26 protein-coding genes are annotated in these 24,334 nt (G+C 61.1%); 18 read left to right on the top strand and 8 right to left on the bottom strand.

Annotated features, from left to right (window positions below; translation table 11 throughout):
* The first annotated feature begins 287 nt into the window (after window positions 1-287).
* Window positions 288-788 carry a DinB family protein gene (locus tag OF122_RS04445; RefSeq protein ID WP_264226615.1) on the top strand — a complete coding sequence of 167 codons (501 nt, stop codon included), beginning with the start codon at window positions 288-290 and terminating at the stop codon, window positions 786-788.
* A gap of 12 nt (window positions 789-800) precedes the next feature.
* Here OF122_RS04445 and OF122_RS04440 read toward each other — a convergent pair whose 3' ends face one another.
* The 3 genes from OF122_RS04440 to OF122_RS04430 all read right to left on the bottom strand — a co-directional run bounded on the left by OF122_RS04440 (window position 801) and on the right by OF122_RS04430 (window position 1,994).
* Window positions 801-1,277, bottom strand: a complete 477-nt coding sequence (locus OF122_RS04440) for an MOSC domain-containing protein (RefSeq protein WP_319019397.1) — start codon at window positions 1,275-1,277, stop codon at window positions 801-803.
* Window positions 1,278-1,342: 65 nt separating this feature from the next.
* Window positions 1,343-1,732 carry a cell division protein ZapA gene (locus OF122_RS04435; protein ID WP_264226614.1) on the bottom strand — a complete coding sequence of 130 codons (390 nt, stop codon included), beginning with the start codon at window positions 1,730-1,732 and terminating at the stop codon, window positions 1,343-1,345.
* Entirely contained in the window at window positions 1,719-1,994 is a 276-nt protein-coding gene (locus tag OF122_RS04430; RefSeq protein ID WP_264226613.1) for a DUF4164 domain-containing protein, read from the bottom strand. The genes OF122_RS04435 and OF122_RS04430 overlap by 14 nt, the downstream gene beginning before the upstream one ends.
* Before the next feature lie 209 nt (window positions 1,995-2,203).
* Here OF122_RS04430 and tkt point away from each other — a divergent pair, with 209 nt between their 5' ends.
* From tkt to OF122_RS04380, 10 genes are all read left to right on the top strand, one after another.
* Complete coding sequence (tkt, locus tag OF122_RS04425) at window positions 2,204-4,183, top strand: transketolase (RefSeq protein WP_264226612.1); 1,980 nt, start codon at window positions 2,204-2,206, stop codon at window positions 4,181-4,183.
* Window positions 4,184-4,257: 74 nt separating this feature from the next.
* Complete coding sequence (gene gap / locus OF122_RS04420) at window positions 4,258-5,265, top strand: type I glyceraldehyde-3-phosphate dehydrogenase (protein WP_264226611.1); 1,008 nt, start codon at window positions 4,258-4,260, stop codon at window positions 5,263-5,265.
* A 125-nt stretch (window positions 5,266-5,390) separates the two neighbouring features.
* Window positions 5,391-6,602: a phosphoglycerate kinase gene (locus OF122_RS04415; RefSeq protein ID WP_264226610.1), complete on the top strand. Its 1,212-nt coding sequence runs from the start codon at window positions 5,391-5,393 to the stop codon at window positions 6,600-6,602.
* A gap of 116 nt (window positions 6,603-6,718) precedes the next feature.
* Window positions 6,719-7,741 (top strand): class I fructose-bisphosphate aldolase, encoded by a 1,023-nt coding sequence (locus OF122_RS04410; RefSeq protein ID WP_264226609.1) that lies wholly within the window; start codon window positions 6,719-6,721, stop codon window positions 7,739-7,741.
* A 146-nt stretch (window positions 7,742-7,887) separates the two neighbouring features.
* Window positions 7,888-8,427 (top strand): thiamine phosphate synthase, encoded by a 540-nt coding sequence (locus tag OF122_RS04405; protein ID WP_264226608.1) that lies wholly within the window; start codon window positions 7,888-7,890, stop codon window positions 8,425-8,427.
* Window positions 8,424-9,488: a tetratricopeptide repeat protein gene (locus OF122_RS04400; RefSeq protein WP_264226607.1), complete on the top strand. Its 1,065-nt coding sequence runs from the start codon at window positions 8,424-8,426 to the stop codon at window positions 9,486-9,488. Before OF122_RS04405 ends, OF122_RS04400 begins: the two co-directional genes overlap by 4 nt.
* A 107-nt stretch (window positions 9,489-9,595) precedes the next feature.
* Window positions 9,596-10,159 carry an elongation factor P gene (efp, locus tag OF122_RS04395; RefSeq protein WP_264226606.1) on the top strand — a complete coding sequence of 188 codons (564 nt, stop codon included), beginning with the start codon at window positions 9,596-9,598 and terminating at the stop codon, window positions 10,157-10,159.
* 136 nt (window positions 10,160-10,295) lie between these two features.
* On the top strand, window positions 10,296-11,087 hold the full coding sequence (locus OF122_RS04390; protein ID WP_264226605.1) for an inositol monophosphatase family protein: 792 nt from the start codon (window positions 10,296-10,298) through the stop codon (window positions 11,085-11,087).
* Window positions 11,088-11,232: 145 nt separating this feature from the next.
* A complete protein-coding gene (locus OF122_RS04385) occupies window positions 11,233-12,237 on the top strand; it encodes a flagellar motor protein MotA (RefSeq protein WP_264226604.1) in 1,005 nt (334 codons plus the stop codon).
* Window positions 12,238-12,249: 12 nt separating this feature from the next.
* The gene (locus tag OF122_RS04380) at window positions 12,250-13,278 is read left to right on the top strand and encodes a peptidoglycan -binding protein (protein ID WP_264226603.1); all 1,029 of its coding nucleotides are present in this window, start codon (window positions 12,250-12,252) and stop codon (window positions 13,276-13,278) included.
* A gap of 25 nt (window positions 13,279-13,303) precedes the next feature.
* On the opposite strand, the gene OF122_RS04375 is transcribed toward OF122_RS04380, so the two are convergent.
* Complete coding sequence (locus tag OF122_RS04375) at window positions 13,304-15,139, bottom strand: ABC transporter transmembrane domain-containing protein (RefSeq protein WP_264226602.1); 1,836 nt, start codon at window positions 15,137-15,139, stop codon at window positions 13,304-13,306.
* A 187-nt stretch (window positions 15,140-15,326) separates the two neighbouring features.
* Between OF122_RS04375 and rpmE the strand changes: the two genes are divergently transcribed.
* Entirely contained in the window at window positions 15,327-15,551 is a 225-nt protein-coding gene (gene rpmE, locus OF122_RS04370) for a 50S ribosomal protein L31 (RefSeq protein WP_014131640.1), read from the top strand.
* Window positions 15,552-15,621: 70 nt separating this feature from the next.
* Here rpmE and rcdA read toward each other — a convergent pair whose 3' ends face one another.
* Window positions 15,622-16,131 (bottom strand): protease adaptor protein RcdA, encoded by a 510-nt coding sequence (rcdA, locus tag OF122_RS04365; RefSeq protein WP_264227604.1) that lies wholly within the window; start codon window positions 16,129-16,131, stop codon window positions 15,622-15,624.
* 358 nt (window positions 16,132-16,489) lie between these two features.
* The gene (locus OF122_RS04360; protein WP_264226601.1) at window positions 16,490-16,672 is read right to left on the bottom strand and encodes a DUF1192 domain-containing protein; all 183 of its coding nucleotides are present in this window, start codon (window positions 16,670-16,672) and stop codon (window positions 16,490-16,492) included.
* A gap of 57 nt (window positions 16,673-16,729) precedes the next feature.
* Here OF122_RS04360 and OF122_RS04355 point away from each other — a divergent pair, with 57 nt between their 5' ends.
* From OF122_RS04355 to OF122_RS04340, 4 genes are all read left to right on the top strand, one after another.
* Window positions 16,730-17,749, top strand: a complete 1,020-nt coding sequence (locus OF122_RS04355) for an NAD(P)H-quinone oxidoreductase (RefSeq protein WP_319019396.1) — start codon at window positions 16,730-16,732, stop codon at window positions 17,747-17,749.
* Window positions 17,750-17,850: 101 nt separating this feature from the next.
* A complete protein-coding gene (locus tag OF122_RS04350; RefSeq protein ID WP_264226599.1) occupies window positions 17,851-18,762 on the top strand; it encodes an alpha/beta hydrolase in 912 nt (303 codons plus the stop codon).
* Between the two features lie 120 nt (window positions 18,763-18,882).
* A complete protein-coding gene (locus OF122_RS04345; protein ID WP_264226598.1) occupies window positions 18,883-19,614 on the top strand; it encodes a DUF1013 domain-containing protein in 732 nt (243 codons plus the stop codon).
* A gap of 163 nt (window positions 19,615-19,777) precedes the next feature.
* Complete coding sequence (locus OF122_RS04340; protein WP_264226597.1) at window positions 19,778-20,527, top strand: sulfite exporter TauE/SafE family protein; 750 nt, start codon at window positions 19,778-19,780, stop codon at window positions 20,525-20,527.
* A 69-nt stretch (window positions 20,528-20,596) separates the two neighbouring features.
* On the opposite strand, the gene OF122_RS04335 is transcribed toward OF122_RS04340, so the two are convergent.
* Window positions 20,597-20,773, bottom strand: a complete 177-nt coding sequence (locus tag OF122_RS04335; RefSeq protein WP_264226596.1) for a YdcH family protein — start codon at window positions 20,771-20,773, stop codon at window positions 20,597-20,599.
* Between the two features lie 114 nt (window positions 20,774-20,887).
* Here OF122_RS04335 and OF122_RS04330 point away from each other — a divergent pair, with 114 nt between their 5' ends.
* Complete coding sequence (locus OF122_RS04330) at window positions 20,888-21,103, top strand: YdcH family protein (RefSeq protein WP_264226595.1); 216 nt, start codon at window positions 20,888-20,890, stop codon at window positions 21,101-21,103.
* A 71-nt stretch (window positions 21,104-21,174) separates the two neighbouring features.
* Complete coding sequence (locus tag OF122_RS04325) at window positions 21,175-21,987, top strand: siderophore-interacting protein (RefSeq protein WP_264226594.1); 813 nt, start codon at window positions 21,175-21,177, stop codon at window positions 21,985-21,987.
* Between the two features lie 14 nt (window positions 21,988-22,001).
* On the opposite strand, the gene OF122_RS04320 is transcribed toward OF122_RS04325, so the two are convergent.
* The gene (locus tag OF122_RS04320) at window positions 22,002-24,266 is read right to left on the bottom strand and encodes an AI-2E family transporter (protein ID WP_264226593.1); all 2,265 of its coding nucleotides are present in this window, start codon (window positions 24,264-24,266) and stop codon (window positions 22,002-22,004) included.
* Window positions 24,267-24,334: the final 68 nt, after the last annotated feature.

The raw sequence follows: 24,334 nt of genomic DNA, 5'->3' as shown, positions 1-24,334 counted from the left end.
ACGGTGCGGCCAAGTTCAATTGCCCGAAATGCGTTTTTTTAACCCGCACTGCCCGTTGCCCGATCTCATTTGCGGACCGGATCGATGGGCGATCAAAGGGGAGCGCTCACCGCAAGTCCAGCAATGTCGGCGTTAATGGTAAACTGCGGACTACGGGGCTGCGGACCCGGCAGGCTGCAAACTCTGCACCCCGGTACCGCATTTCTATTTCGTAAGCATTACTGGCGCACAAGCGGTGCCGTCCCTAGATTGACCTGAGCTTGCAGCGAACAAAGGGAACAGTTTCGATGATCACACCGGAATATGCGCGCACCATGGCCCGCTACAATGCCGAACTCAACCGCCGTGTTTACGGGGCGGCACTGCGGCTTTCCGATGAGCAGAGACGATCGGACGAAGGGGCCTTCTGGAAATCGATCCACGCAACGCTCAGCCATCTTTACTGGGCGGACCGCATCTGGCTCTCACGCTTCGGCGCCGCAAAGGCACCCGAGGTTCCAATCGCACGCAGCGGCGCCATGATCGAGGATTTCGATACCCTGTGGGCGCAGCGGCAGGAACTGGACCAGGTGCTCATCGAGTGGGCCGACGCCATGACGCCCGACGAAATCGCGGGCGATCTGTCCTGGCGCAGCGGCGCAACCGGACGCGACATGACCAAGCCGCGCGCCCTGCTCATCATGCAGATATTCAACCACCAGACACACCACCGCGGTCAGGTTCACGCGCTGATCACCCGGTTCGGCGAAAAGACCGGCGATACCGATTTACCGTTCGTGCTGCCCTGACGGGTAAATGCTCTAAACGCGTTCGAGCCGGATATGGGGCTCTGCCGGCAAGGCGATTTCGATTGCATCGCCTGCCCTGACCGAACCGCCCTTGAGAACGATCGTCATAATGCCGGTGCGCAACAGCGGCGTGCCGTCCTCGCGCTTGCCCACCATCAGCTTGAGCAGTCCGGGACTGAATTTTTCGATCTGCGAGCAGGGATTGCGCAGGCCGGTGACGCTCAGGCGCACCTCGCCGATGGCAAGAATGGTGCCGCGTGGCAGGCCGATGAGATCAATGCCCTGCGTCGTGATGTTTTCGCCCAGCGCACCGGGCGCCACCTCAAACCCCAGTCCATTGACCTCGTCGAGCAGTTCGGACGCGATCAGGTGAACCTGCCGCAAATTGGGCTGGGTCGGATCGACGGCCACGCGGGAGCGGTGTTTGACCGTCGTGCCCGCATGAGCATCGCCGGCAACGCCGAGTCCGGCGACGATATCGATGAACATGGCAGTTGTTTTGGAAAAACCGTGTCGGCGCGCGCAATGCACGCCAACGACCGAACCCGCCGAACTCACGAGTTGCCCTGGGGCTCCTGACCGGCGGAATCGACTGCCGTTGCGATCGATTCGATGCGGCGCGCCACATCTGCCAGCTTGGCGGCAAACTTGCTTTCCATGGTTTCCGCTTCGGCGGCCACGTCATTGCCTGCCTTGGTCACGGTCTGAAGCTCGGCCCGCAACTGATCGAGCTTGCGTTCGGCCTCGACAAGTTCATCGACCACCGCAATACCGGCCATGACCGTCAGGCGGTTGTCGCCGATCTCCCCGAACGTTCCCTTGTAGTCGTCGATGTAGCGGTTGAACCGGGTGGCCAGGGACGAGAGATGGGTTTCCTGCCCGTCCTCGCATGCCATGCGGTATTTGCGGCCGTTGATTTCGACGCTGACTTCAGCCACGGGCATCTCCTTCTTCGAGCACCGAGCGCACGCTGGTCATCGCTTCCTCTATCCGCCTCGCGACGATTTCTGCGGCCTGGTCGAGCTTGTCCGCCCGCGCATTGGCCCGGTCGAGATCTCCGGCCAGCCGCTGGCCGTCGGCCTGGAGCTGGGATGAGGTGCGCAACCGCCCCGACAGCGAACGAACCGAAGTGTCGAGCCGGTTCAGCGCGCGGTCGAGCCGTTCGATGGCGGTGGTGAAGCTCTCTCCGGTCGATGGCGATGTCACTTTGGGCGCGTCCTTCGAATCCATTGCCTCTGTGGCCCACAATAACCCCAAAAGTGGCGGAAATGGCAAGGGCACCCCTCGCCCCGCTACCGCCGTCACGACATTGACTCGATACCCGGACCTGTTATGTGTCTGCCTCGCGCGACCGGGCCGTCTCGTGCGGACCGCCGCATCGCCATTTTTCCTAACGTCGAACGCTTCGGGATACCATGACAGATAGAGCCAAACACGATGCCATGGCCAATGCCATTCGCGCCCTTTCCATGGACGCCGTGCAGGCCGCCAATTCCGGCCACCCCGGACTGCCCATGGGCGGCGCCGACATCGCCACCGTGCTGTTCACCAAGATCATGAAATTCGATCCCAAGGCGCCCCACTGGCCGGACCGTGACCGGTTCGTGCTCTCGGCGGGCCACGGCTCGATGCTGCTCTATTCCTCGCTGTACCTTCTGGGCTACGAGGACATGACGCTCGACGACATCAAGAATTTCCGCCAGCTTGGCTACAAGACCGCAGGTCACCCCGAATACGGCCACGCGGACGGGATCGAAACCACCACCGGCCCTCTCGGACAGGGCCTGGGCAATTCGGTCGGCATGGCGATCGCCGAAGCCCATCTCAACGCCGAATTCGGCGACGATCTGGTCAATCATTTCACTTATGTCTATGCCGGTGACGGATGCCTGATGGAAGGCATTTCCCAGGAGTCGATCTCGCTGGCCGGGCATCTGAAACTCAACAAGCTCATCGTCATCTGGGACAACAACGACATCACCATCGACGGCAAGGTCTCGATGGCGGATTCGACCGACCAGATAGCCCGTTTCAAGGCGGTTGGCTGGAACACGATGGAAATCGACGGCCACGATCCCGACCAGATCGAAGCGGCCCTTAAGGACGCCCAGAAATCCGACAAGCCCACGCTGATTTCGGCCAAGACGACCATCGGCTTTGGTTCGCCCAACAAGGCCGGCACCTCCAAGGCCCACGGCTCCCCCCTCGGCAATGACGAAATTGCACTGGCCAAGGCTGAACTCGGCTGGAAATACGGTCCGTTCGAAGTGCCCGAAGACCTGATGGATGCCTGGCGCCTGGCCGGCAATCGCGGCACCAAGGCACGCAGCGCCTGGACCGACCGCCTCAATGCCACTGACGCGGAAACCAAAGCGGAATTCGAACGCCGGATGCGCGGCGACCTGCCCGAAGCGCTCAAGACGGCCATGGCCGACTACAAGCGCAAACTGGCCGAGGAAAAGCCCAAGCTGGCCACCCGCGCCTCCTCCCAGAAAGCGCTGGAAGTCATCAACGGCGCCATGCCCGAAACGATCGGCGGCTCGGCCGATCTGACCGGCTCGAACAACACCAACACGTCCCAGACCCTGCCCTTCACCTCCAACGACTATTCTGGCCGCTATATCCACTACGGGATCCGCGAGCACGGCATGGTCGCGGCCATGAACGGCATTGCGCTCCATGGGGGGCTTTACCCCTATGGCGGCACCTTCCTGACCTTTACCGATTACTGCCGCCCCTCGATCCGACTGGCCGCACTGATGGGCATTCGTGTGGGGCTGGTCATGACCCACGACTCAATCGGCCTGGGCGAAGACGGCCCCACTCACCAGCCGGTCGAGCATCTTGCCGCCCTGCGGGCCATTCCCGGCCTTCTGGTCTTCCGTCCCGCCGACGCCATGGAAGCGGCCGAATGCTGGGAAATCGCCCTTGAGCGCTTCAAACAGCCGTCTGTCCTGGCGCTTTCGCGCCAGAACCTGCCCACCCTGCGCACCGAATACTCCAAGGACAACCTGTGCCTGCGCGGCGCCTATTCGATCTGGGGTGACAAGGACGCCGAAGTGGTGTTTTTCGGCACCGGTTCGGAAACCCAGCTTGCTGTCGAGGCCGCCAAGGAACTGACCGATGAAGGCATTTCCGCCCGCGCGGTATCCGTGCCGTCCATGGAACTGTTCGCTGCCCAGTCCGACGACTACAAGCGCACCGTATTCGGCAAGGCACGCGCCCGCGTCGCCATCGAAGCCGGCGTCGAAATGGGATGGTCGAAATTCCTCGGTGAAAACGGCCGGTTCGTCGGCATGACCGGGTTCGGCGCATCGGGCGAGATCAATGCGCTCTACAAGCACTTCGGTATTACGACCAAAGCCGCTGTTGAAGCGGCCAAGGCGCAACTTTAAGAGATTTTCGACTTCGGGGCGCGCAAGCGCCCCTTCCCTCCCGTTCGGCATACCCATACTCAAGGAGTAGCTCAATGACCGTCCGCGTCGCCATCAACGGATTTGGCCGCATCGGCCGCAACGTCCTGCGCGCTATCGTCGAATCCGGCCGCACCGACATCGAAGTCGTTGCCATCAACGATCTCGGGCCGGTTGAAACCAATGCCCATCTGATCCGCTACGATTCGGTGCATGGCCGTTTTCCCGGCACGGTGACGGTTTCGGGCGACACGATCGACGTGGGCCGCGGCCCCATCAAGGTAACTGCCGTCCGCAACCCCGCCGAATTGCCGCATGGCGAAATGGGCGTCGACATCGTGATGGAATGCACGGGCATTTTCACGTCCAAGGAAAAGGCTTCGGCACACCTGGAGGCCGGCGCAAAGAAAGTGATCGTTTCCGCCCCCGCCGACGGCGCGGACCTGACGGTGGTCTATGGCGTCAACCACGACAAGCTTTCGAGCGAGCATACGGTAATCTCGAATGCCTCATGCACGACCAACTGTCTGGCCCCGGTCGCTTATGTGCTCAACGAAGCCGTGGGCATCGAAAAGGGCTTCATGACCACGATCCATTCCTACACCGGTGACCAGCCCACGCTCGACACCATGCACAAGGATCTCTATCGCGGCCGCGCTGCAGCGCTTTCGATGATCCCGACCACCACCGGCGCCGCCAAGGCCGTAGGCCTGGTCCTGCCCGAACTCAACGGCAAGCTCGACGGCACCTCGATCCGCGTGCCGACCCCCAACGTCTCGGTTGTCGATTTCAAGTTCATCGCCAAAAAGACCACTTCGGTCGAAGAGATCAACGCGGCGATCAAGACCGCTGCCGAAGGCAAGCTCAAGGGCATTCTGGGCTTTACCGACGAAAAGCTGGTGTCGACCGATTTCAATCACGACCCCCATTCCTCGATCTTCCACATGGACCAGACCAAGGTCATGGAAGGCACTTTTGTTCGCATCCTGTCCTGGTACGACAATGAATGGGGCTTCTCGAACCGCATGAGCGACACTGCCGTAGCCTTTGGCAAGGTGCTCTGAGTTCACACGACTGCCAATCGAAGGGCGCTCCTCTCGGGAGCGCCTTTTTCTTGCCTATCGCCTGCCCTTGGGTCACTGTGATGCCCGAGGGAAAATTTCGAATTCCAGACCGAGTGGATGCGACCATGACTGCCGCCTTCAAGACCCTTGACGATTTCGAGTTCGATGGAAAACGCGTGCTTGTCCGCGTCGACCTCAATGTGCCCGTCAAGGACGGCAAGGTGGGCGACACCACCCGCATCGAGCGCGTGGCTCACACCATCCAGGAGATCGCCAACAAGGGCGGCTTGCCCATCCTGCTCGCCCATTTCGGACGCCCCAAGGGCAAGGTCGATCCCGAAATGAGCCTCAAGGTGGTGGTGGACGCCCTGCACAGGATCATCGGCAAGCCCGTTCATTTCGCGCCGACCGACTGGACCGATGTTTCCCAGGCAAGAAAGGTGATTGATGGTGCCGAGGCCGGATCGGTGGTCTTAATGGAGAACACCCGCTTTCATCCCGGCGAAGAAAAAAATGATCCCGAATTGGTCGCCACCATGGCGTCGTTGGGCGATCTCTATGTCAATGATGCGTTTTCTGCCGCTCACCGCGCGCACGCTTCAACCACGGGCCTGGCTCAAAAGCTGCCCGCTGCCGCCGGCCGCGCCATGGGAGCTGAACTCAAGGCGCTCGAAGCGGGTCTGGGCAATCCCCAAAAGCCGGTCATCGCCATTGTCGGCGGGGCAAAGGTGTCCAGCAAGATCGATCTGCTTGAAAATCTCGTCACCAAGGTCGAGGCGCTGGTGATCGGCGGCGGCATGGCAAATACCTTCATTTACGCCCTTGGCTATGATGTGGGCAAATCGCTGTGCGAACGCGACCTCAAGGAAACCGCGCTGCGCATCATGGACAAGGCCGAAGAAGCCCGCTGCGCCATTATCCTGCCCATCGACGGCGTGGTAGCCTGGCACTTCAAGGCCGATACGCCCTCGCGAGTCTATGGGCTGGACGCCATCGACAAGGATGGCATGGTGCTCGATGCCGGGCCGCAATCGGTTGAAAAGATCAAGACCGCTATCAACGAAGCCAGGACCATCGTCTGGAACGGCCCGCTGGGCGCCTTCGAGATGACCCCCTTCGACAAGGCAACGGTGGAAGTTGCCAGACACGCCGCCGAACGCACGAAAAAGGGGCTGCTGACCTCGGTCGCCGGTGGCGGTGATACCGTAGCGGCCCTGGCTCATGCCGGCGTCAAGGACAGCTTCACCTACGTTTCAACCGCCGGTGGCGCGTTCCTGGAATGGATGGAGGGCAAGCCTCTACCCGGAGTTGATGCGCTCGCGCAGGGCCAAGGATAGGTTGTTCCCGTTACCCGCCTAATCCCTTCGTTCAATACCCGAACGTCTAATCGATTGTGACCCTCACGTTCGGGTATTTTGAGCCCCATATTCACATCCATGGGGTTTAGCGTCCGATGTCTCGACTGAGCGAGATCGCCAACCAGCTCGTTGCGCCCGGCAAGGGCATCCTGGCCGCCGACGAATCCACCGGCACCATCAAGAAGCGCTTCGATTCCATCTCTCTGGAATCCACCGAAACCAGTCGTCGCGACTATCGCGAGATGCTGTTCGGTGCCACCGAGGCGATGACCGACTATATTTCCGGCGTCATCCTGTTCGATGAAACCATCCGCCAATCAGCCGCCGATGGCACGCCCTTCGTCGACATGCTGCGCGCCACCAACTGCCTGCCCGGCATCAAGGTCGATACCGGCGCCAAGCCCATGCCCGGCTATATCGATGAAACGGTGACGGAAGGCCTCGACGGCCTGCGTGACCGCCTCGCCGAATACGCGAGGATCGGCGCCGCCTTTGCCAAATGGCGCGGCGTCATCGGCATCGGCGAAAACAAGCCCACCCGCGCCTCGGTCCATGCCAATGCTCACGCCCTGGCCCGCTACGCAGCGCTCTGCCAGGAAGCCGGCATCGTGCCGATCGTCGAACCCGAAGTGCTGGCCGACGGCAAGCCGGGCGACCACACGATCGAGGTCTGCGAAAAGGTGACCACCGACACGCTGGGCGAAGTCTTCGAACAACTCCGCATGGCCGGTGTGGCTCTCGATGGCATGATCCTCAAACCCAATATGGTGATTCCTGGCGTCAACGGCCCCAAGGTTTCCATCGAAGAAGTCGCCGAGCGCACCGTGCGCACCCTCAAGGCCACGGTGCCCTCGATCGTTCCGGGCATTGCTTTCCTTTCGGGCGGCCAGACATCGGAACAGGCCAGCGCCAATCTCTCGGCGATGCACAATATCGGCAGGCTGCCCTGGGCGCTGACCTTCTCATATGGCCGCGCCCTGCAGGCCGAAGCCCTCCAGGCCTGGGGCGGCAAGGCGGAAAATGTAGAAGCGGGCCGCCGCGCCTTCATCCACCGGGCTCGCATGAATTCCCTGGCCTCGCTCGGCCAGTGGGCCCCTGAACTCGACAGGGCGGCCTGAACGGTTTTTCCGGCGGCAAGGCCGGAAAAGCGCTGGCATCGTACTGCCGAATAGTCTTCCCATACGCAAAGGGACGCTGTATCGACGCAGCGTCCCTTTTTTTGTCATTGTTTGGCGGCAAAGGGGAGCGAAACGACTGGGGCACCATGGCAGAAATATTTCTCATCGCAGAGCCGGAGATCACGGTTGAACGGCTCGAAGCCACCTTGGCACGCCTGCCGGCCGCCGCGCTTTTGCTCAAGGCCGGAGAGGAAGACGATTTCGCCTACACCGATCGCGCCAAAACACTGGCCAGGATCGCCCAGAAGCGCAATTGCGCCGTGCTGCTCGATAACCGTCCCGACCTGGTCCGGAAAGCCTATGTCGATGGGGTGCATATGTCGGGCGGCATAAAGGCGTTGCGCGACGCTATCGACGAACTCAAACCCGATTTCATCGTGGGCACCGGCGATATCGGCTCGCGGCACGAGGCCATGACCCGGGGCGAGCTTGAGATCGACTACCTGATGTTTGGCGACCGTGACGATGTGGATGGGCGCGAGATGGCCGATTGGTGGGCCGAAACGTTCGAGGTGCCTTCGGTCTATTTCGCCAAGGCGTCCCAAGACCTCTCCGGACTGAAATCAGAATTTGCCGCCTTTGCTGAGGCCGAATGGGACAAAATCGTGCCCGGAGATGCCGCATGAGAATATCTGCAGCGCTCCTTGCCGGATTGGTGATGCTTTCGCCCATCTCCGCGACGGCCCAGTCCGAGCAGATGGACGAGGCCCTCGACATATCGCGCATGCTGCTCAACCCGCCCGAGGGAGTGGATCTGGCCTATGGCGCTTTCCAGCGTGGTTATTATCTGACCGCCCTGCGATTGGCCGAACGCCGCGCCGCCACCGGCGACGCCGTGGCCCAGACCCTGATCGGGGAAATTCACGCCAATGGGTTGGGCGTCCCCCAGGACATCCCCCGCGCCATCACCTGGTATGCCCAGGCCGACCAGAATGGCGATATCCAGGCGACCTTTCAGCTCGCCATGCTCTACCAGACCGGCGCCGGCGTGCCGCGTAACCGCGAACGCGCCGCCGCCCTGTTCAAGAAAGCCGCCGAGGGCGGCCACATGGCGGCCAAATACAATCTGGGCCTGCTCCATGTCGAGGGAACCTATGCCGAACCCAACCTGGTCGAAGCGGCTGCATTGATCGGTGAGGCAGCGGAAGCCGGTCTGGCAGAAGCCCAATACGACTACGCTATCATGCTGCTCGAAGGGGCCGGTGTTGCGCCCGATACCGCCAGAGCGCTCGAGCTGCTCGAAATGGCCGCGGAGCAGGGCTTGCCCGAAGCGCAGGTCGAATACGCCACCTTGCTCTATATGGGTGCCCGCGACGGCACACGGGATGCGCAAGGCGCCGCCCGTTGGTATGGCCGCGCCGCCGAGGCGGGCAATGCGGTGGGTCAGGTTCGCTATGCAATGATGCTGGCTGCCGCCGAAGGGATAGAAGAGGATATCGAAACCGCCGCCATGTACCGCATTCTGGCCCGCCGGCAGGGTTTGACGGAAGACGCGCTCGACCAGATGTTGCGCGGCGTCGACCCCGCGACCCTTGCCCAAGCCGAGGAAAGAGCACGCTACTGGCCCGGCCTTCCCCCATCGGCGGATCCGGCGCCGCAGACCCGGGAGGCCCCGGCGGTCGAGCCCATGCCCGGCAATCTCGACACCGTCCCGGTGCCCCTTGACGATCTTACCAACCCCGGATAACCGCCAAGGCTTGAAAACCGGTCCGTTCTGGGGCAAAAGCCCATCCCACCAGTCTTATCGGCCCTGAGCGCCCATCCGCGCGGGCGCAGCAACGAAAAGTTTTTGCAATGAAGATCAACGGTAACGAAATCCGTCCCGGCAACGTGATCATGCACCAGGACCGCCTCTGGGTCGCGGTCAAGGTCGATCACGTCAAACCCGGCAAGGGCGGCGCCTATGCTCAGGTGGAACTCAAAGCCATCCAGGGTTCCACAAAGCTCAACGAACGCTTCCGTTCGGCCGAAACAGTCGAGCGCGTGACGCTCGAACAGCGCGATTTCCAGTATCTTTACGCTCAGGGTGATGCGCTGGTGTTCATGAACACCGAAACCTACGAACAGATCGAGTTGGCCGCCGATTTCGTCGGTGAGCGCGCCGCCTTCCTTCAGGATGGCATGATGGTCACTGTCGAAATGTACGAAGACACCCCGCTCGGCATCCAGCTTCCCGCGCAGGTGACCCTCGAAGTGACCGACACAGAACCGGTGGTCAAGGGTCAGACGGCAGCCAACTCCTTTAAGCCCGCGACGCTCGAAAACGGCGTCAAGACAATGGTCCCGCCCTTTGTCGGCATCGGCCAGAAGATCATCGTCGACACCTCCGAAGTGACCTATATCCGCCGCGCGGACTGACTTCACTTACCTTCGTATTTTCATAGCCCTCCCCCACCGGGGAGGGTGTTTTCTTTGACCGCAAGGCGCCGCGTGCTAGAGAGCACCGCACAATCGCCTCCCGGCCGGAACAAAAAGCAAGCACAAGGACACCGCCATGGCTCGCTCAGCGCTGATGAACATCATGGTCAACACGGCTCTCAAGGCCGGCAAGGGCCTGATCCGCGATTTCGGCGAGGTCGAAAACCTGCAGGTCTCGCGCAAGGGTCCGGCCGATTATGTTTCGGTCGCCGACAAGCGCGCCGAAAAGGTCGTCATGGACGAGTTGATGAAGGCCCGCCCCACCTATTCCTTCCTCATGGAAGAAGGCGGGGAGATCAAGGGCACCGACGGCATGCACCGCTGGATCATCGACCCCATCGACGGCACGACCAATTTTCTGCACGGCGTCCCCATTTTTGCCGTTTGCATCGCGCTCGAACGCAATGGCGAGATCGTCTCCTCGGTCATCTATAATCCGGTGATGGACGAGTTGTTCACCGCCGAAAAGGGTAATGGCGCCTGGCTCAACAACCGCCGCCTGCGGGTTGCGGGCCGCAAGCATCTGTCCGAAGCGCTCATGTGCACCGGCATCAATTCGCAAGGCCGGGCGCTCGACGCCCTGCAACTGCGCCAGCTTGCGCATATCACGCCCGCCGTTTCCGGCATTCGGCGCTCCGGCTCGATCTCGATGGACCTCGCCTGGCTGGCCGCCGGCCGGTTCGATGGGGTCTGGGAAGCGGGCCTGAAGCCCTGGGACGTGGCGCCGGGCCTGTTGCTGGTCAAGGAAGCCGGCGGATTCCTCACCGACTTTGCCGGTGGCAACGACGCGGTTGCGAAAGGTGAAGTGGTTGCTGGCAACGAGCCGATCCAGCGCGAACTGCTCAAGGCCATCCAGGCGGTTAAATAGCAGTTTTGGGGTTTCCCCGGTGACGGTTACTTTTCCTTAACCACACCTCAAGTCATTGTCAGGTCACTATGGTCTGACTAAGCTGGCGCAAATTTGACACGCCACTGGTCGTTTGACCGGTAGCGCTGCCAGGAGCCGGCCCTTTATGACGCAATCATACGACCCGTATCGCCTCGCCAATCCTCTGGTCTATCTCATCAAGATGGTCATCTTCCTCGTCCTGGTGGCGATGGTGGCGATCATCCTGCTCCCCCAGTTGCTAGACGCGTTCTGGTCCAACCCGTTCATCAACGGCATGATTCTGTTCGTTTTGCTGGTGGGCATCATCCTCTCGTTCCGGCAAGTGATCCGCCTGTTCCCCGAGGTCAATTGGGTCAATTCGCTTCAGGAAGGCAATGCGGGCCAACTCCGGCGTGCGCCCGTCCTGCTCGCCCCCGTCGCCGCCATCATGCGCGACAAGCTCGGCGAAACGGTCATTACCCCCGCCTCCATGCGCTCCATCCTCGATTCGGTGGGCATACGTCTTGACGAGGCCAAGGATACTGCTCGCTATCTTACCGGTCTGCTCGTCTTCCTGGGTCTGCTCGGAACGTTCTACGGCTTGCTCCAGACTGTGGGCGCCGTGTCAGGCGTGATTCAAAACCTCGACGTTACCTCGGGCGATACCACCAACATTTTCGGCAACCTAAAAGATGGACTCGAGGCCCCGCTGGGCGGCATGTCCATCGCCTTCGCATCCTCGCTGTTCGGCCTGTCGGGATCGTTGGTACTTGGCTTTCTCGACCTGCAGGCCGGCCAGGCCCAGAACGCGTTCTACACCGATCTTGAGGACTGGATGAGTTCGATGACCGAGCTCGACCATCCCATCGCCACAATGCAGGCCAACAATTTCGGTGTTTCGGGCCCCGAAATGCAGCAGATGTTCGAGCGGCTTGGCGCGACCATGCAGACTCAGAACTCTTCCCAGAACGCCATTCGCGCCATGGCCGAACTGGCCAAGGGCATCGATGGGCTGGTCAAGCATATTAGGGCAGAACAGGAAGATCTGCGCGCCCACATCTCCGAACAGGCCGAGGTCAACAAACGCCTGACGTCGCTTATCGACACCCTGCTGCAGGACAATGACCGTCCCCGCGACGGCCAGAACTAGGACCCCTCGCCCATGGCACTCGTCCGCGGACGCTCTTCTGCTGAACGCCCCAGCTACTGGCCTGGCTATGTCGACGCCCTGTCGAGCCTTCTGCTGGTCATCATCTTTCTGCTCTCGCTGTTCATGATCGCCCAGTTTTTCCTCAATCAGGAAATTCTTGGCCGTGACACCGCGCTGTCCCGGCTCAACGCCCAGATCGCCGAGTTGACCGAACTTCTCCAACTCGAGCGCGCCAATTCCGAAGAACTAGAGCTTTCCATTTCCTCGCTCTCTGCAACGCTTGCCGGCGTCGAAGCCGAGCGCGACAGTCTGCAAAGCGAATTGGCCGGACTTGGTGAGGGCATCTCCGACTATGATTCAACCATAGCAGGGCTCGAAACCGAGCTATCCGAAGAGCGCGAGCTGTCCTCGGAAGCCCAGGCACAGGTGGCGCTGCTCAACCAGCAACTTGCGGCGCTGCGCCAGCAGATCGGCGCGCTCGAAGCGGCGCTTGAGGCATCGGAATTGCGCGACACCGAAAGCCGGACCCAGATCGCCGATCTGGGCCGCCGCCTCAATCTGGCCCTCGCCCAGCGCGTGCAGGACCTTTCCCGCTATCGCTCGGATTTCTTTGGCCGTCTGCGCGAAATCCTCGAGGGCCGTTCGGACGTTCAGGTGGTTGGCGACCGTTTCGTGTTTCAGTCCGAAGTTCTGTTTGACGCGGGTCAGGCCCAGATTTCCGCCGAGGGTCAATCCCAGATCACGGCACTGGCCGATGCGATACTGGAACTGGAAAACGAAATCCCCGCCGATATCCCCTGGGTGCTGCGCATCGACGGGCATACAGACCGGCGCCCGATCTCGACGCCGCAATTCCCTTCAAACTGGGAGCTTTCAGCGGCGCGCGCCATCTCGGTCGCCAAGCTGCTCGTCGAACAGGGCGTGTCGCCCAATCGGCTGCTGGCTGCCGGGTTCGGAGAATACGCACCTCTCGACCCTGCCGACACTGAAGAGGCCTATCGCCGCAATCGGCGCATCGAGTTCAAACTTACGGAAGCTTGACCCGGCCTTACGGACCGCACGGCGCCTAGCCCGCCAGCGCCTTGTCGTTCAAGCGGAATTGCAGCTTTGCCAGTTCGGCATAGCGCCCGCCTTTCTTGACCAGTTGGTCGTGCGTACCCTCGTCGATCAACTGGCCTTTTTCGAGCACCAGGATGCGGTCCGCATTACGGATGGTTGCAAGCCGGTGGGCAATAACCAGCGTGGTTCGTCCCTCCATCAGACGTTCGAGGGCCTTTTGCACGAGGTGCTCGCTTTGCGCATCGAGCGCGCTGGTCGCTTCGTCGAGCAGCAGGATCGGCGCGTCCTTGAGCAGCGCCCGGGCGATCGCCACGCGCTGTTTCTGTCCGCCCGAAAGCATGACGCCACGCTCGCCCACCAGCGTATCGAAACCCTTCGGAAGATCTTCGACAAACCCCGTCACCAGCGCCGCGTCGGCGGCGGTGCGGATTTCCTCCATGGTCGCGTCGGGTTTGGCAAAGCGGATGTTGTCGGCAATCGAGCCGGCAAAGATCACAGGCTCCTGATCGACCGAGGCAAACCGTTGGCGCAGGTCGGCGGGGTTGGCATCGCGGACATCGACACCATCGACAACAATGCGACCGGAATTGACGTCATAGAACCGCTGCAAGAGCGCGAACACGGTCGATTTTCCCGCCCCCGAGGCCCCCACCAGCGCAACCGTCTCACCCGGCTCGACTGCAAAGGAAAGCTGGGACAGGATCGGTGCATCGTCGCGCGTCATATAAGAGAAATCGACAGTCTCGAACGCCACTTTCCCCAGTGGCGGCACGGGCATGGCCACCGGATCGGGGCGGATAGGCAGGCTCGAACGTGTATCGAGCAATTCGATCAGCCGCTCGGTTGCTCCCGAAACCTGCTGCAGAGTGCCGAACAGATCGCTCATATTGGTCAGCGCACTGGTCGCGATCACCGCATAGATGGCGAACTGGACGACCTCCCCCACGCTGATCATCCCGGCAAACACCGCCTGGCTGCCCAGCCAGACCAAAACGACCAGCGCCGACATGGTCACAAACATCACGATGCCGATGAGCAGCGAGCGGGTCAGGAGCCGTTTGAGTTCGGCCCGGTAGGTGGTTTCGGCATATCCCTGGAAAAGCTGCTGCTGGCTTTCCTCCTGCACGAAGGATTTGACGGTTTTGACCGAAGACAATGTCTCTGTGACCATGGCCGAAAGGTCGGCCAGCGTGTCCTGGGTCACCCGCGAAACCTTCTTCATGCGCCGCCCCATGGCAACGAGCGGGAAGACGATTATGGGGATGACGACAATGACGCCCAGCGCCAGCTGGAAATTAGTCAAGAACATCATGAACAGCGCGCCGACCATCAGGATCAGCGACCGCAGGGCCAACGACGCCGACGACCCCACCGCGCTGCGGATCACCGCAACATCGGCATTGAGCCGTGAGGTCAATTCCCCCACCCGGTTAACGTCGAAAAACGTCGCGTCGAGTGTGAGCAGATGGTTGAAGACGTCCTGACGCAGATCGGCGATAACCCGTTCCCCGATCACCGAGATCAGGTAAAACCGCGCCCCGGCCGAAATCGCCATGACCGCGCCGATGACGATGATCAGCCAGGCATAGGACGAAACGACCTCGAAATTTTCGGTGACGAACCCTTCATCGATAAAGCTGCCGGCAAAATAGGGAATCGAAAGCGAGGCGATCGCTGCAATCAGCAGAAAGGCCAGCGTCAGCACAAGGCGCAAAGGATAGCGCCCCAGATAGGGCAGCAATCGGCTCAATGGCTGGAGCGAGGAGGGTTGAGCACCCGCCTTTAACCGAGGCACCTCGCTTTCGGCGTCGGTTGGGGCGGATTTGGCAGCGGTTTCCGACATATCGGGCTATTCCTGTTTGCGCCTAGATAGTCCCTGACCAGCCCGGGGGCAAGTTTGCTTGCCCACTTATGCGCTTTCATGCCGCCCCTTGCGCTGACGCGCTGCATTCTGTAAAAGGCCGCCAACGAATTTGCGAGACGTTTCGTCCGGGCGCGGCAGCGCCCGTTTGATTTAGGGCCCGAGACACATGAAAAAAGACATCCACCCCGACTACCATTTCATCACCGTGGCGATGACCGACGGGACCGAATACAAGACCCGTTCGACCTACGGCAAGGAAGGCGACAAGCTGACCCTCGACATCGACCCCACGACCCACCCGGCCTGGACCGGCGGTCAGGGCAAGCTCGTCGACCGTGGCGGCCGCGTGTCGCGCTTCAAGGAAAAGTTCAAGGGCATCCTGGGTTCGTAAGACCCAAGACCTTGCCAATAAAAAGCCCGGCCATCGCGCCGGGCTTTTTTATGTCTGTCTTTCGGGCAGATCAGAGCCCGCCAAACGCCGCCTTGAGCCGGTCCATCTGCGCCGAAAGTGCATTTTCCCCTTCCGGTTCGGCAGGCAATTCCTCGCCGCGCTCGATACGGTCGAATTTCACCACACGCTCGAACAGGCGGTCGCCCTTGGCGATATAGGCCTTCATGGTTTCGGGTATGTCGTCCCAGCCCGGACCGCCCCGATCCGAGGGAAGGGCCGAGAACTTGACCTTGGATTTTTCGCTGCGCGCCTGCTCGGGCGAAATCTCGCCCTCGTTGACGGCGCGCTGCAGCAACAACCATGAAGCAAGCTGCATGAGCCGCGTGGTGAGTCGCATGCTCTCGGTGGCATAGATAAAAGCTGCATCCCGGCTCAGCGCCTTGCTTTCGCCCCGGCCTTCGCCATCGAGATAGGCCGCCACCTCCTCGATCAGGCCCATGCCCTCGCGATAGAGAAGATCGAATCCTCCCGACGTCAGCAGCCTGGGTGTCAATGCAACGGCATCGCTGGGGGACTTCATCTCGTCCACGGGCACTCCTCGATCACAGCGGATAATTGGAGCGCATTCTATGCGCTTTTCGGCCTCCCGTCATCACGGGCCGCCGGCGAGTTGCAACTAGCCTTAACGCAATCCGGTTCAGGCACGCCCTGCCCCAGAAAAGAAAAAAGAGCCGTCAAGCAAACGGCTCTCGAAAGTTAACAGGGAGGCGTCAAACAGAGGGAAGGAACCGCTCTGAAAAACTCCAGCGCAAGCTGGATAATGAAAACCTAAACCGGACTCGTAAAATTTTACTTAACGAGACTCGCTTTTTTAACCTTACCGGCAAGTGACGATCGCTTGTCGCCGCAACGACACGGTCGGCTGGCGACACGCAGGCTCAGAACTTGAACACAGCATCGGCCGCGTTGCGGCTGGCGTTCTTGGTTTCGATCGCCGTTTCCAATCGGGCAATTTCCGCCTTGAGAATTTCGATGCGGTCTTGAAGTTCATCGACCGACAGCGCCTCGAGGGGCATACCGACCTCATGGACCGGCATGCGGCGTACGACATCGTCTTCCATGCTGATCTCCTCAAATTTGCTCTTGGCCCATTCTGGCGCGCGATTAAGATGGCGTCCATGACTATTCCAGACCAGATGCGGGCGATCGAGATTTCGGCGCCGGGCGGCCCCGAGGTTCTCACGCCCACAATTGCCCCTACGCCAAAGCCCGGGCCGGGCGAAGTCCTGATTGCCGTCTGCGCGGCGGGAGTGAACGGCCCCGACATCTCCCAGAGGCAGGGCGCCTATCCACCCCCCGCAGATTCTTCACCGCTCCCCGGCCTTGAGGTCTCCGGCATCATCGCGGCGCTGGGCGAGGGCGAAACGCGCTTTGCGCCCGGCGATGAGGTTGTGGCGCTGTGCAACGGTGGCGGCTATGCCGCCTATGTCGCCGTGCCCGCCGGACAGGTGCTGCCCAAACCCAAGAATTGGTCGCACATCGAAGCGGCAACGTTGCCCGAGACCTTTTTCACCCTGCAACAGACACTTATTGAACGGGCTGGACTGACAACCGGTCAGACCGTCCTCGTTCATGGCGGCTCGGGCGGTATCGGCGCCAGTGCCATCCAGCTGTGCCGCCTTTTCGGCGCGACGGCCATCGCAACGATCTCGAGCGGGCAAAAGGCCGAGTACGCCCGCGCCATGGGCGCAGCCCATACCATCGATTACACCAGCGAGGATTTCGTCGAGCGCACCAGAGCCCTGACGGAAGGCCGGGGCGCCGACATCGTCATCGACATCATCGGCGGCGACTATGCCAACCGCAATCTAAAGGCCTGCGCCTATGGTGGCCACATCATTCAACTGGCGATAAGGGGCGGCGCGAAGGCGGAAATCAATCTCGGCCTGATTCTGATGAACGCCCTTACCGTGTCGGGATCGACCCTGCGCCCCCAATCGGCAGCGACCAAGGCCCGGTTTGCCCAGGCGCTCCGGGCCAGGATCTGGCCGGCCATCGAAGCAGGCACGATCATTCCCCCCCACATCATGACCTTCCCCCTCGAAAGCGCCGCCGACGCCCACCGCGCCATGGAAGCGCCCGACCACTACGGCAAGATCGTCCTGATGGTCGGCGACCACGAGCGCAGCCCCTTGTGACGGTTTGGCAACGGATCGGTCACGATTGCGTCAAACATCGCAACCACACTTGCCAGAAACCTCTCTTGTGTCGATTTTGAGCGTCCGGGGGCGCGACCGGTATGATCGATATCTTGATTGAAGGCTGGATGAACCAGACGACCCTGCGCCTTGTCGGCGGCCTCGTGCTTGCCTCCCTGATCCTCTACCTGCTGGTTGTGGCTGTTGCCTACACCTTCCAGCGCGAGATGGTCTTCCCCCGCCGCTTTGTAAACGCGCTGCCCTTTGCCGCCATGGTTGGTCCCGATTTCGAACGCGTAACGCTCGAGACCGCCGATGGCGAAAGGCTCAAAGCCTATTTCAAGCCTCCGCTGGAAGGCGCCCCGATGATCGTTGCATTCCACGGCAATGGCAGCGTACCTGAGCCCCAGGCGGTACGTTTTGGCAGTGCGCCATGGGCCGGCGCCGGCTTTGGCGTCCTTTCCTTTGCCTATCGCGGATATCCGGGCTCGACGGGAACGCCGAGCGAAGAGGGCTTGTTGCTCGACGCCGAGGCGGCCATCGACTATGCGCGCACCCACGCACCCGGCAGCCGGCTGGTCTTTATCGGCCATTCGTTGGGAACCGGTGTCGCCGTTGCCATGTCCGAACGCTATCCGAGCCAGGCCCTTGTTCTTGAAGCGCCCTTTTCTTCACTGCCTGACGTCGTCGCGGCCACCATGCCGTTTCTGCCGGGACAATTGGTGCATGACACCTTCTTTTCCTCGCGCCGCATTGCGGGAAGCCAGGCCGATACCATCGTCATCATCCATGGTGAACGCGATACCGTCGTGCCGGCCTTTCTTGGCCGCCGCCTGTTCGCCCTCGCCCCGCACGGGGTTTTCATGTCGGTCGAAAACGCCGACCATCTCAATCTGCGCGGCATGCGTGACGCCGAAATTCTCGATCTCGTCATCAACGGCTATCCGCCCGAGCCGACCCCGCAAAGCGAACCGGTCGGCAGTCCCGACCCGCTCGAAGCCGGCGCTGTGTGATTGCTGATTGCATGATAGGCATTTGACCCCTATATTAACGGTCAAATTCCCCCTCATCCCAGATTGGCGAGGCGGGCGGTCCGGAGGAACGCCGGGCCGCAGCACAGGAGAGATTTATCCATGGCCACACAATTGCTCATGCCCAAGGCGACCGCCGTCTGGCTGGTCGAAAACACCGGGCTGACCTTCAAGCAGATCGCCGATTTCTGCACCCTTCATCCGCTCGAGGTCCAGGGCATCGCCGATGGCGACGTAGCCGGCGGCATCCGCGGGGTGAATCCGATCCAGAACGGGCAGATAACACGCGACGAGATCGCCAAGGGCGAAGCCGACGAAAATTACAGGCTTCGGGTTTCCGAGCCCAAGGTCAAGGTCGCTGCGCCCAAGCGCCGCGGCCCGCGCTATACACCGACCTCGCGCCGCCACGAGCGCCCCAACGCCATCAAATGGCTGGTCCGCAACCATCCCGAACTCAAGGACGCCCAGATCATGCGCCTTGTGGGCACCACCAAGTCGACAATCGAATCGGTGCGTGAAAATACCCATTGGAACGCCGCCAATCTGACCGCCATGGACCCGGTAACGCTCGGGCTCTGCTCGCAGATGGAGCTGGACATGGAAGTGCGCAAGGCGGCTCGCACCGCCGGCATCGCAGAAGATGCACCCGAAGGCACACGTCTGATGACCGCCGAGGAAGCGCTCAACCGCGCCCAGTACGAGCCCCAGGAAGGCGAAGAGCCAGCACACACGCCCGCTCAGGACAATTACGACGCCGAGCGCGAGGCCGAATCGGTCTTTGCCAAGCTCAAATCGCTCAAGGGCGCCGACGCCGACGCGGACGATCGCGACTAGGTTTTCCTGCCGTTGTGCTTTAAGCGGCCCGCTGCCCACCGCAGCGGGCCGCTTTTCGTTTGGAGCCCCCAACGCACAGGGCTGCTCTTGCCGCCGGCCTTGACATCGAGCGCATTTGCCCGCGCTATGCCGCTCCGTTCCTGATCCAATTCCCAAGCTCCAATTGACGTTCTTTCTTGTCGCTGCACTCGCAGTCTTTCTTGTCGCACTGTCGAAATCGGGTCTGGTCGCGAGCCTGGGCGTCGTCGGCGTACCGCTGCTCACCCTCGTAATGCCGGCCCGCGATGCCGCCGGGATGATGCTGCCCCTGCTGATTGCGATGGACGTTATCGCGCTGATCGCCTATCGGCGCGAAGTCGATTGGAAAGTGTTCTGGATTCTATTGCCCGGCGCCATGGTCGGCACGCTGATCGCGTTCTCGCTTTCGGCGGTCGTCAGCGAATCCATGGTCCGTCTCGCCATCGGCCTGATTACCCTGGCCTTCGTGCTCGATGCATGGCTGCCGCTGCGCAAGAAGCTCGAAGGCCTGCCGCCATCGCGGCCCTGGGGAACATTCTGGGGCGCCATTGCGGGGTTTACCAGCTTTGTCAGCCACACCGGCGGCCCGCCGGTCCAGATCTACATGCTGCCCATGCGGCTGCGGCCAACGCTTTTTGCCGGCACCAACGCCGTGTTCTTTGCCGTGGTCAACGCCAGCAAGATTCCGTTCTATTTCGTGCTCGGCCAGCTTTCGCTCCCCAACATGCAGGCCGCGATCTATCTCATGCCTGTGGCGATCATCGGCATGGTGCTGGGCGTATTTCTGGTCAGGCGCATCGATGCGGGCCTGTTTTACCGGATCGCCTATGTCCTGATCTTCCTACTGGCACTCAAGCTGATCTATGACGGAGTCACAGGATCGTTTTTCGCCTGAAACCGGGCAATAAAAAAGGCCGCAGCTTTCGCCGTGGCCTCACAGAAATCGCAAGTTTACGGGTGGACCTTAATGAGCGGTCTCGTGCTGGACGCGCACCAGCTGGTCCTTGAGTTCAAGTTTCTTGCGCTTTAGAGCGGCAATCAGCAGCGCATCGCGAGCCGGATGGCGCATTTCTTCGCTGATCTTTCGTTCCAAATCCTGATGCCGCCGCTCCAGGGAAGTGATGTAAGTCTGTGAGGTCATGGCCACTCCTTTCATCATTGGACGACGGTATCGTCACATTCTTTGCGGCCTTTGTCCAATGGCAAATCTGTGGCAGAAAGGATATGGAGTGCGGTCCTGTGGGGGAAAACGATTATGCTGCCATTGGACAAGGAAACCGAGGCCCGGCTTGGGCTTGAATTGGCCACCAAACGCCAGGAACACGCCGATCTCGACGCAGCGATCCACACGCTCGCCGCGTCCGGACTGGCCGACATCACGCTGCTCCAGCGCCTCAAGAAGCGCAAACTGGCTCTCAAGGATCGGATCGTCGCCATCGAACGGATCATCCTGCCCGACATAATCGCGTGACATTAAGTTAAGTTGACTTCTTCCATCATCATTTGTACGTCCCTCATTGAGCTTTTTGAGGATGATCTGAGATGACCCAACATACCCGTATTGTCGAACGTGTTCGCCATGAACTCAAATTCAGGGTTGCAAAGGTCCTCAAATCCGAGCGCATCACGCCGAAAATGGCGCGGATCACGCTGACCTCGGACGATTTCGAGAGCTTCGTCTCCCTCGCCTATGACGATCATTGCAAGGTGTTTTTCCCCGAAAAGGGCTCAGCCGACTTTCCCGTGCCGACAAGAGGGGAAAACGGGCTGGTCTTTCCCGATGGCAAACGCCCCGAATCCCGCGATTATACTCCACGCCACTATGACAACGCAGCGCGCACCCTGACCATCGATTTCGTGCTGCATGGCGACGGTCCGGCATCGAGCTGGGCGGAGATGGCCCGGCCCGGCGACACGATAGGCGTGGGTGGCCCGCGCGGATCGTTCGTCGTCCGGGGCGATTTCGATTGGTATTTGCTGGTTGGCGATGAAACCGCCCTGCCCGCCATTTCCCGCAGGCTCGAGGAATTGCCGCGCGATGCACGCGCCATCGCCGTCATCGAGATTGCCGACAATAGCGAAATCCAGAAAATTGACGCCCCCGAAGGGGCCGAAATCCATTGGCTGAGCCGCGAGGGCGCCGCGCCTGGCGATTACGACAAGCTGCTTGGTGCTGTTCAGGGGCTCGATCTGCCCAATGGCGACGGCTACGTTTTTGTTGCCGGCGAAGGCGCCATGAGCAAAGCCGTGCGCAGCCATATGGTGGGCGAGCGCGGCCACAACCCCGACTGGATCAAGGCGGCCGGCTACTGGCAGGCTGGAAGCGAGGACTTCGACGACGGCCACGCCCACTGACGGCAACGAAGACCCTAGTCGATAACTTCCTTTTCCTCGGCCGCCCGACGCACCAGAATATCCCTGACCTCTCTGGTGATCGGCAAGCTGGCCTTTTCGAGCAGATCGATCTGCGCCTCGTCGTAAAGCCGGGGTTCCTGGTCAAAAATCGCCAGTACTGCACCCAATTGTCCGTCGCCAAGCGGAATGGGCACACCCGCATAGGCCCGAACCCCGCTTTCCACCACGCTGCGCAGATGGGCGTAGGGCGAATGCTGCAGATCGTCGATAATCAATGTGCCCGACCGTTCGAGCACCGCATGAGCCAGATGCTCGGCATGGCTTCTTTTCAGCTCGTCTCTGGCTGAATCGGACAACGGCACCACGGTTACCATTGCCACCGTGGTCTTGGCCGAGCGAGCCAGCCGGCGCAAGGACCGGGCGATGTCAGGGTCCGCAGCCGCTTGATCCGAAATGGCCCGGGCCGACAGACGCAAATGTGGAACGCCCCCCGAATCATCGGCAACCGGTTCGTCATTGTCGCCCAGCGCCAGCGCGATCGCATGCTCTGCCAGACCGATTGAATGAGCCAGAACATCGATCTCGTCGGCGCCACCGTCGCGCTGTCCAGCGTCGTAGTCGGGATGGAAATAGCCGGCGACCACTACCATTTCCGGTCGTATCCGCTTGAGACGGCGTGCCGCGTAGCGGGCATAGACGTCGGGCTTTTCGCCAAGATAGCAAAGGCACGCCACGTCTGTTTGCGACAGGTCCATTTGGGCGATGCCCTCTTTGCGCAGCGCCACCGGTGCCATCACCTGAGCAGAAAAGCCGCGGGCCCGCACCCGTTCGGCCACCATGAACGCCATGGCTTGATCGAGCTCGGTTTTGCCGCCGAAGATCCGAACCCGCGTGCTGTCCTCAACCGTTCCGGGCGCCGCCTCGGCAATGTCGTCGAGCACCTCCGCGAGCGTTTCAACGACTCGGTGGCGGTGCGAGGGATCGGCAAGATCGCCGGCGATATCGGCTTCGGCCAACCGCAGGGCCGGAACCGCGATATCGTCGTAAAACGCGGCAACGCCGTCCTTTTCAATCTCCCGGTCGGCCAGCTCGATCGCCTCCTCGACGTTTCCAGAGATCAATCGTTGGTAGAACCGCTCCTGCGGCAGCAGAACGGGTGCACTGCCAAGTATGGTTTCGATAAAGCCCAGGCCCGGCACATAACGCGCCATAACCACAATGCACACCGTCAACGGCATGGAAACGATCAGACCGATCGGACCCCAGAGCGTGGCCCAGAACATGGCCGCAACCAGCACGGCCAAAGGGGTCAGCCCCGTCGAGGTCCCGTAAAGCCTGGGTTCGATGATGTTGTTGGAAACGATTTCAAGCACCAGATAGAGCCCGATGACCCCGAACAGCATCGTCCAACCCGGATCGACAGCAATCGAGAGCAGGATCGGGATGGTGGCGATCATCAGTGTGCCCACGAACGGGATATAGCGAAACACGCTCGCCAGCAGGCCCCACAAGATCGCATTGGGCACCCCAAGGACAAGCAGCCCCGCCCCGAACAGCGTCCCATAACCGGCACTGATCGTTGCCTGCGCCAGAAGGTAGCGCCCGACCCGGGCGCTGGCTTCGTTCATGGCCTCGGTGCTGGCGCGCAGATCGCCGCGGCTGGCCAGTTTGAGAAACCGGTCGCGCAATTCTTCGCGCTCGAGCAGCAGGAAAATGACAAAGATCGTGACGATCAGAACCGATGCGAGCGGGCCGATGATCGAGAAAAAAACCGCCTGGGCAGTTTCGAGTGACCCCATACCGTCATCGGCAATGACCACCTGGATGGGTTCGGGGCCTTGCTCGGCCAAGCTCTCGGCATTGGCCTCCACCTGCGCGCCCAGCCGCTCGATCGTGGAGACCAGCCTGTCGATGACCTGCCCGCCTCCCAATGTCTCCTGTAGCATGCGCAGCTTTTCGCTGATCGTCGCCTGATAGCGCGGCAGATCGGACGCGAGCGAGAGCATCTGGGAAAACGCCAGATAAGCCACACCCGAAATCAGCGTGATGACGGCCAGCACCGAAGCAATGACGGCAACGATATGGGGCGTTCCGACCCGGCGCAGGCTGTGAACGACCGGACCCAGCGCAAAGGCGAGCAGCACGGCGAGAACCAGCGGCACGAAAATACCGCGCCCCAGATAGAGCACGGCTACAATCAGAACAAAGGTCAGGATCGCCGTTAGAGGCTGGATGCCAAGCAGCGACGGCGCCGGAGCTACCGACGGTTTCGTGTCCATTTACTGTTTCCCAATCCAAGCCCTCAAGGACCCCGCGACCTGAAAACGCCACGCACTTGAATTTCGTT

Origin of the sequence: Pelagibacterium flavum (assembly GCF_025854335.1) — a bacterium.
In the GTDB taxonomy this organism is placed as follows: domain Bacteria; phylum Pseudomonadota; class Alphaproteobacteria; order Rhizobiales; family Devosiaceae; genus Pelagibacterium; species Pelagibacterium flavum.
This window is presented reverse-complemented; position numbering and strand designations above follow the sequence as displayed.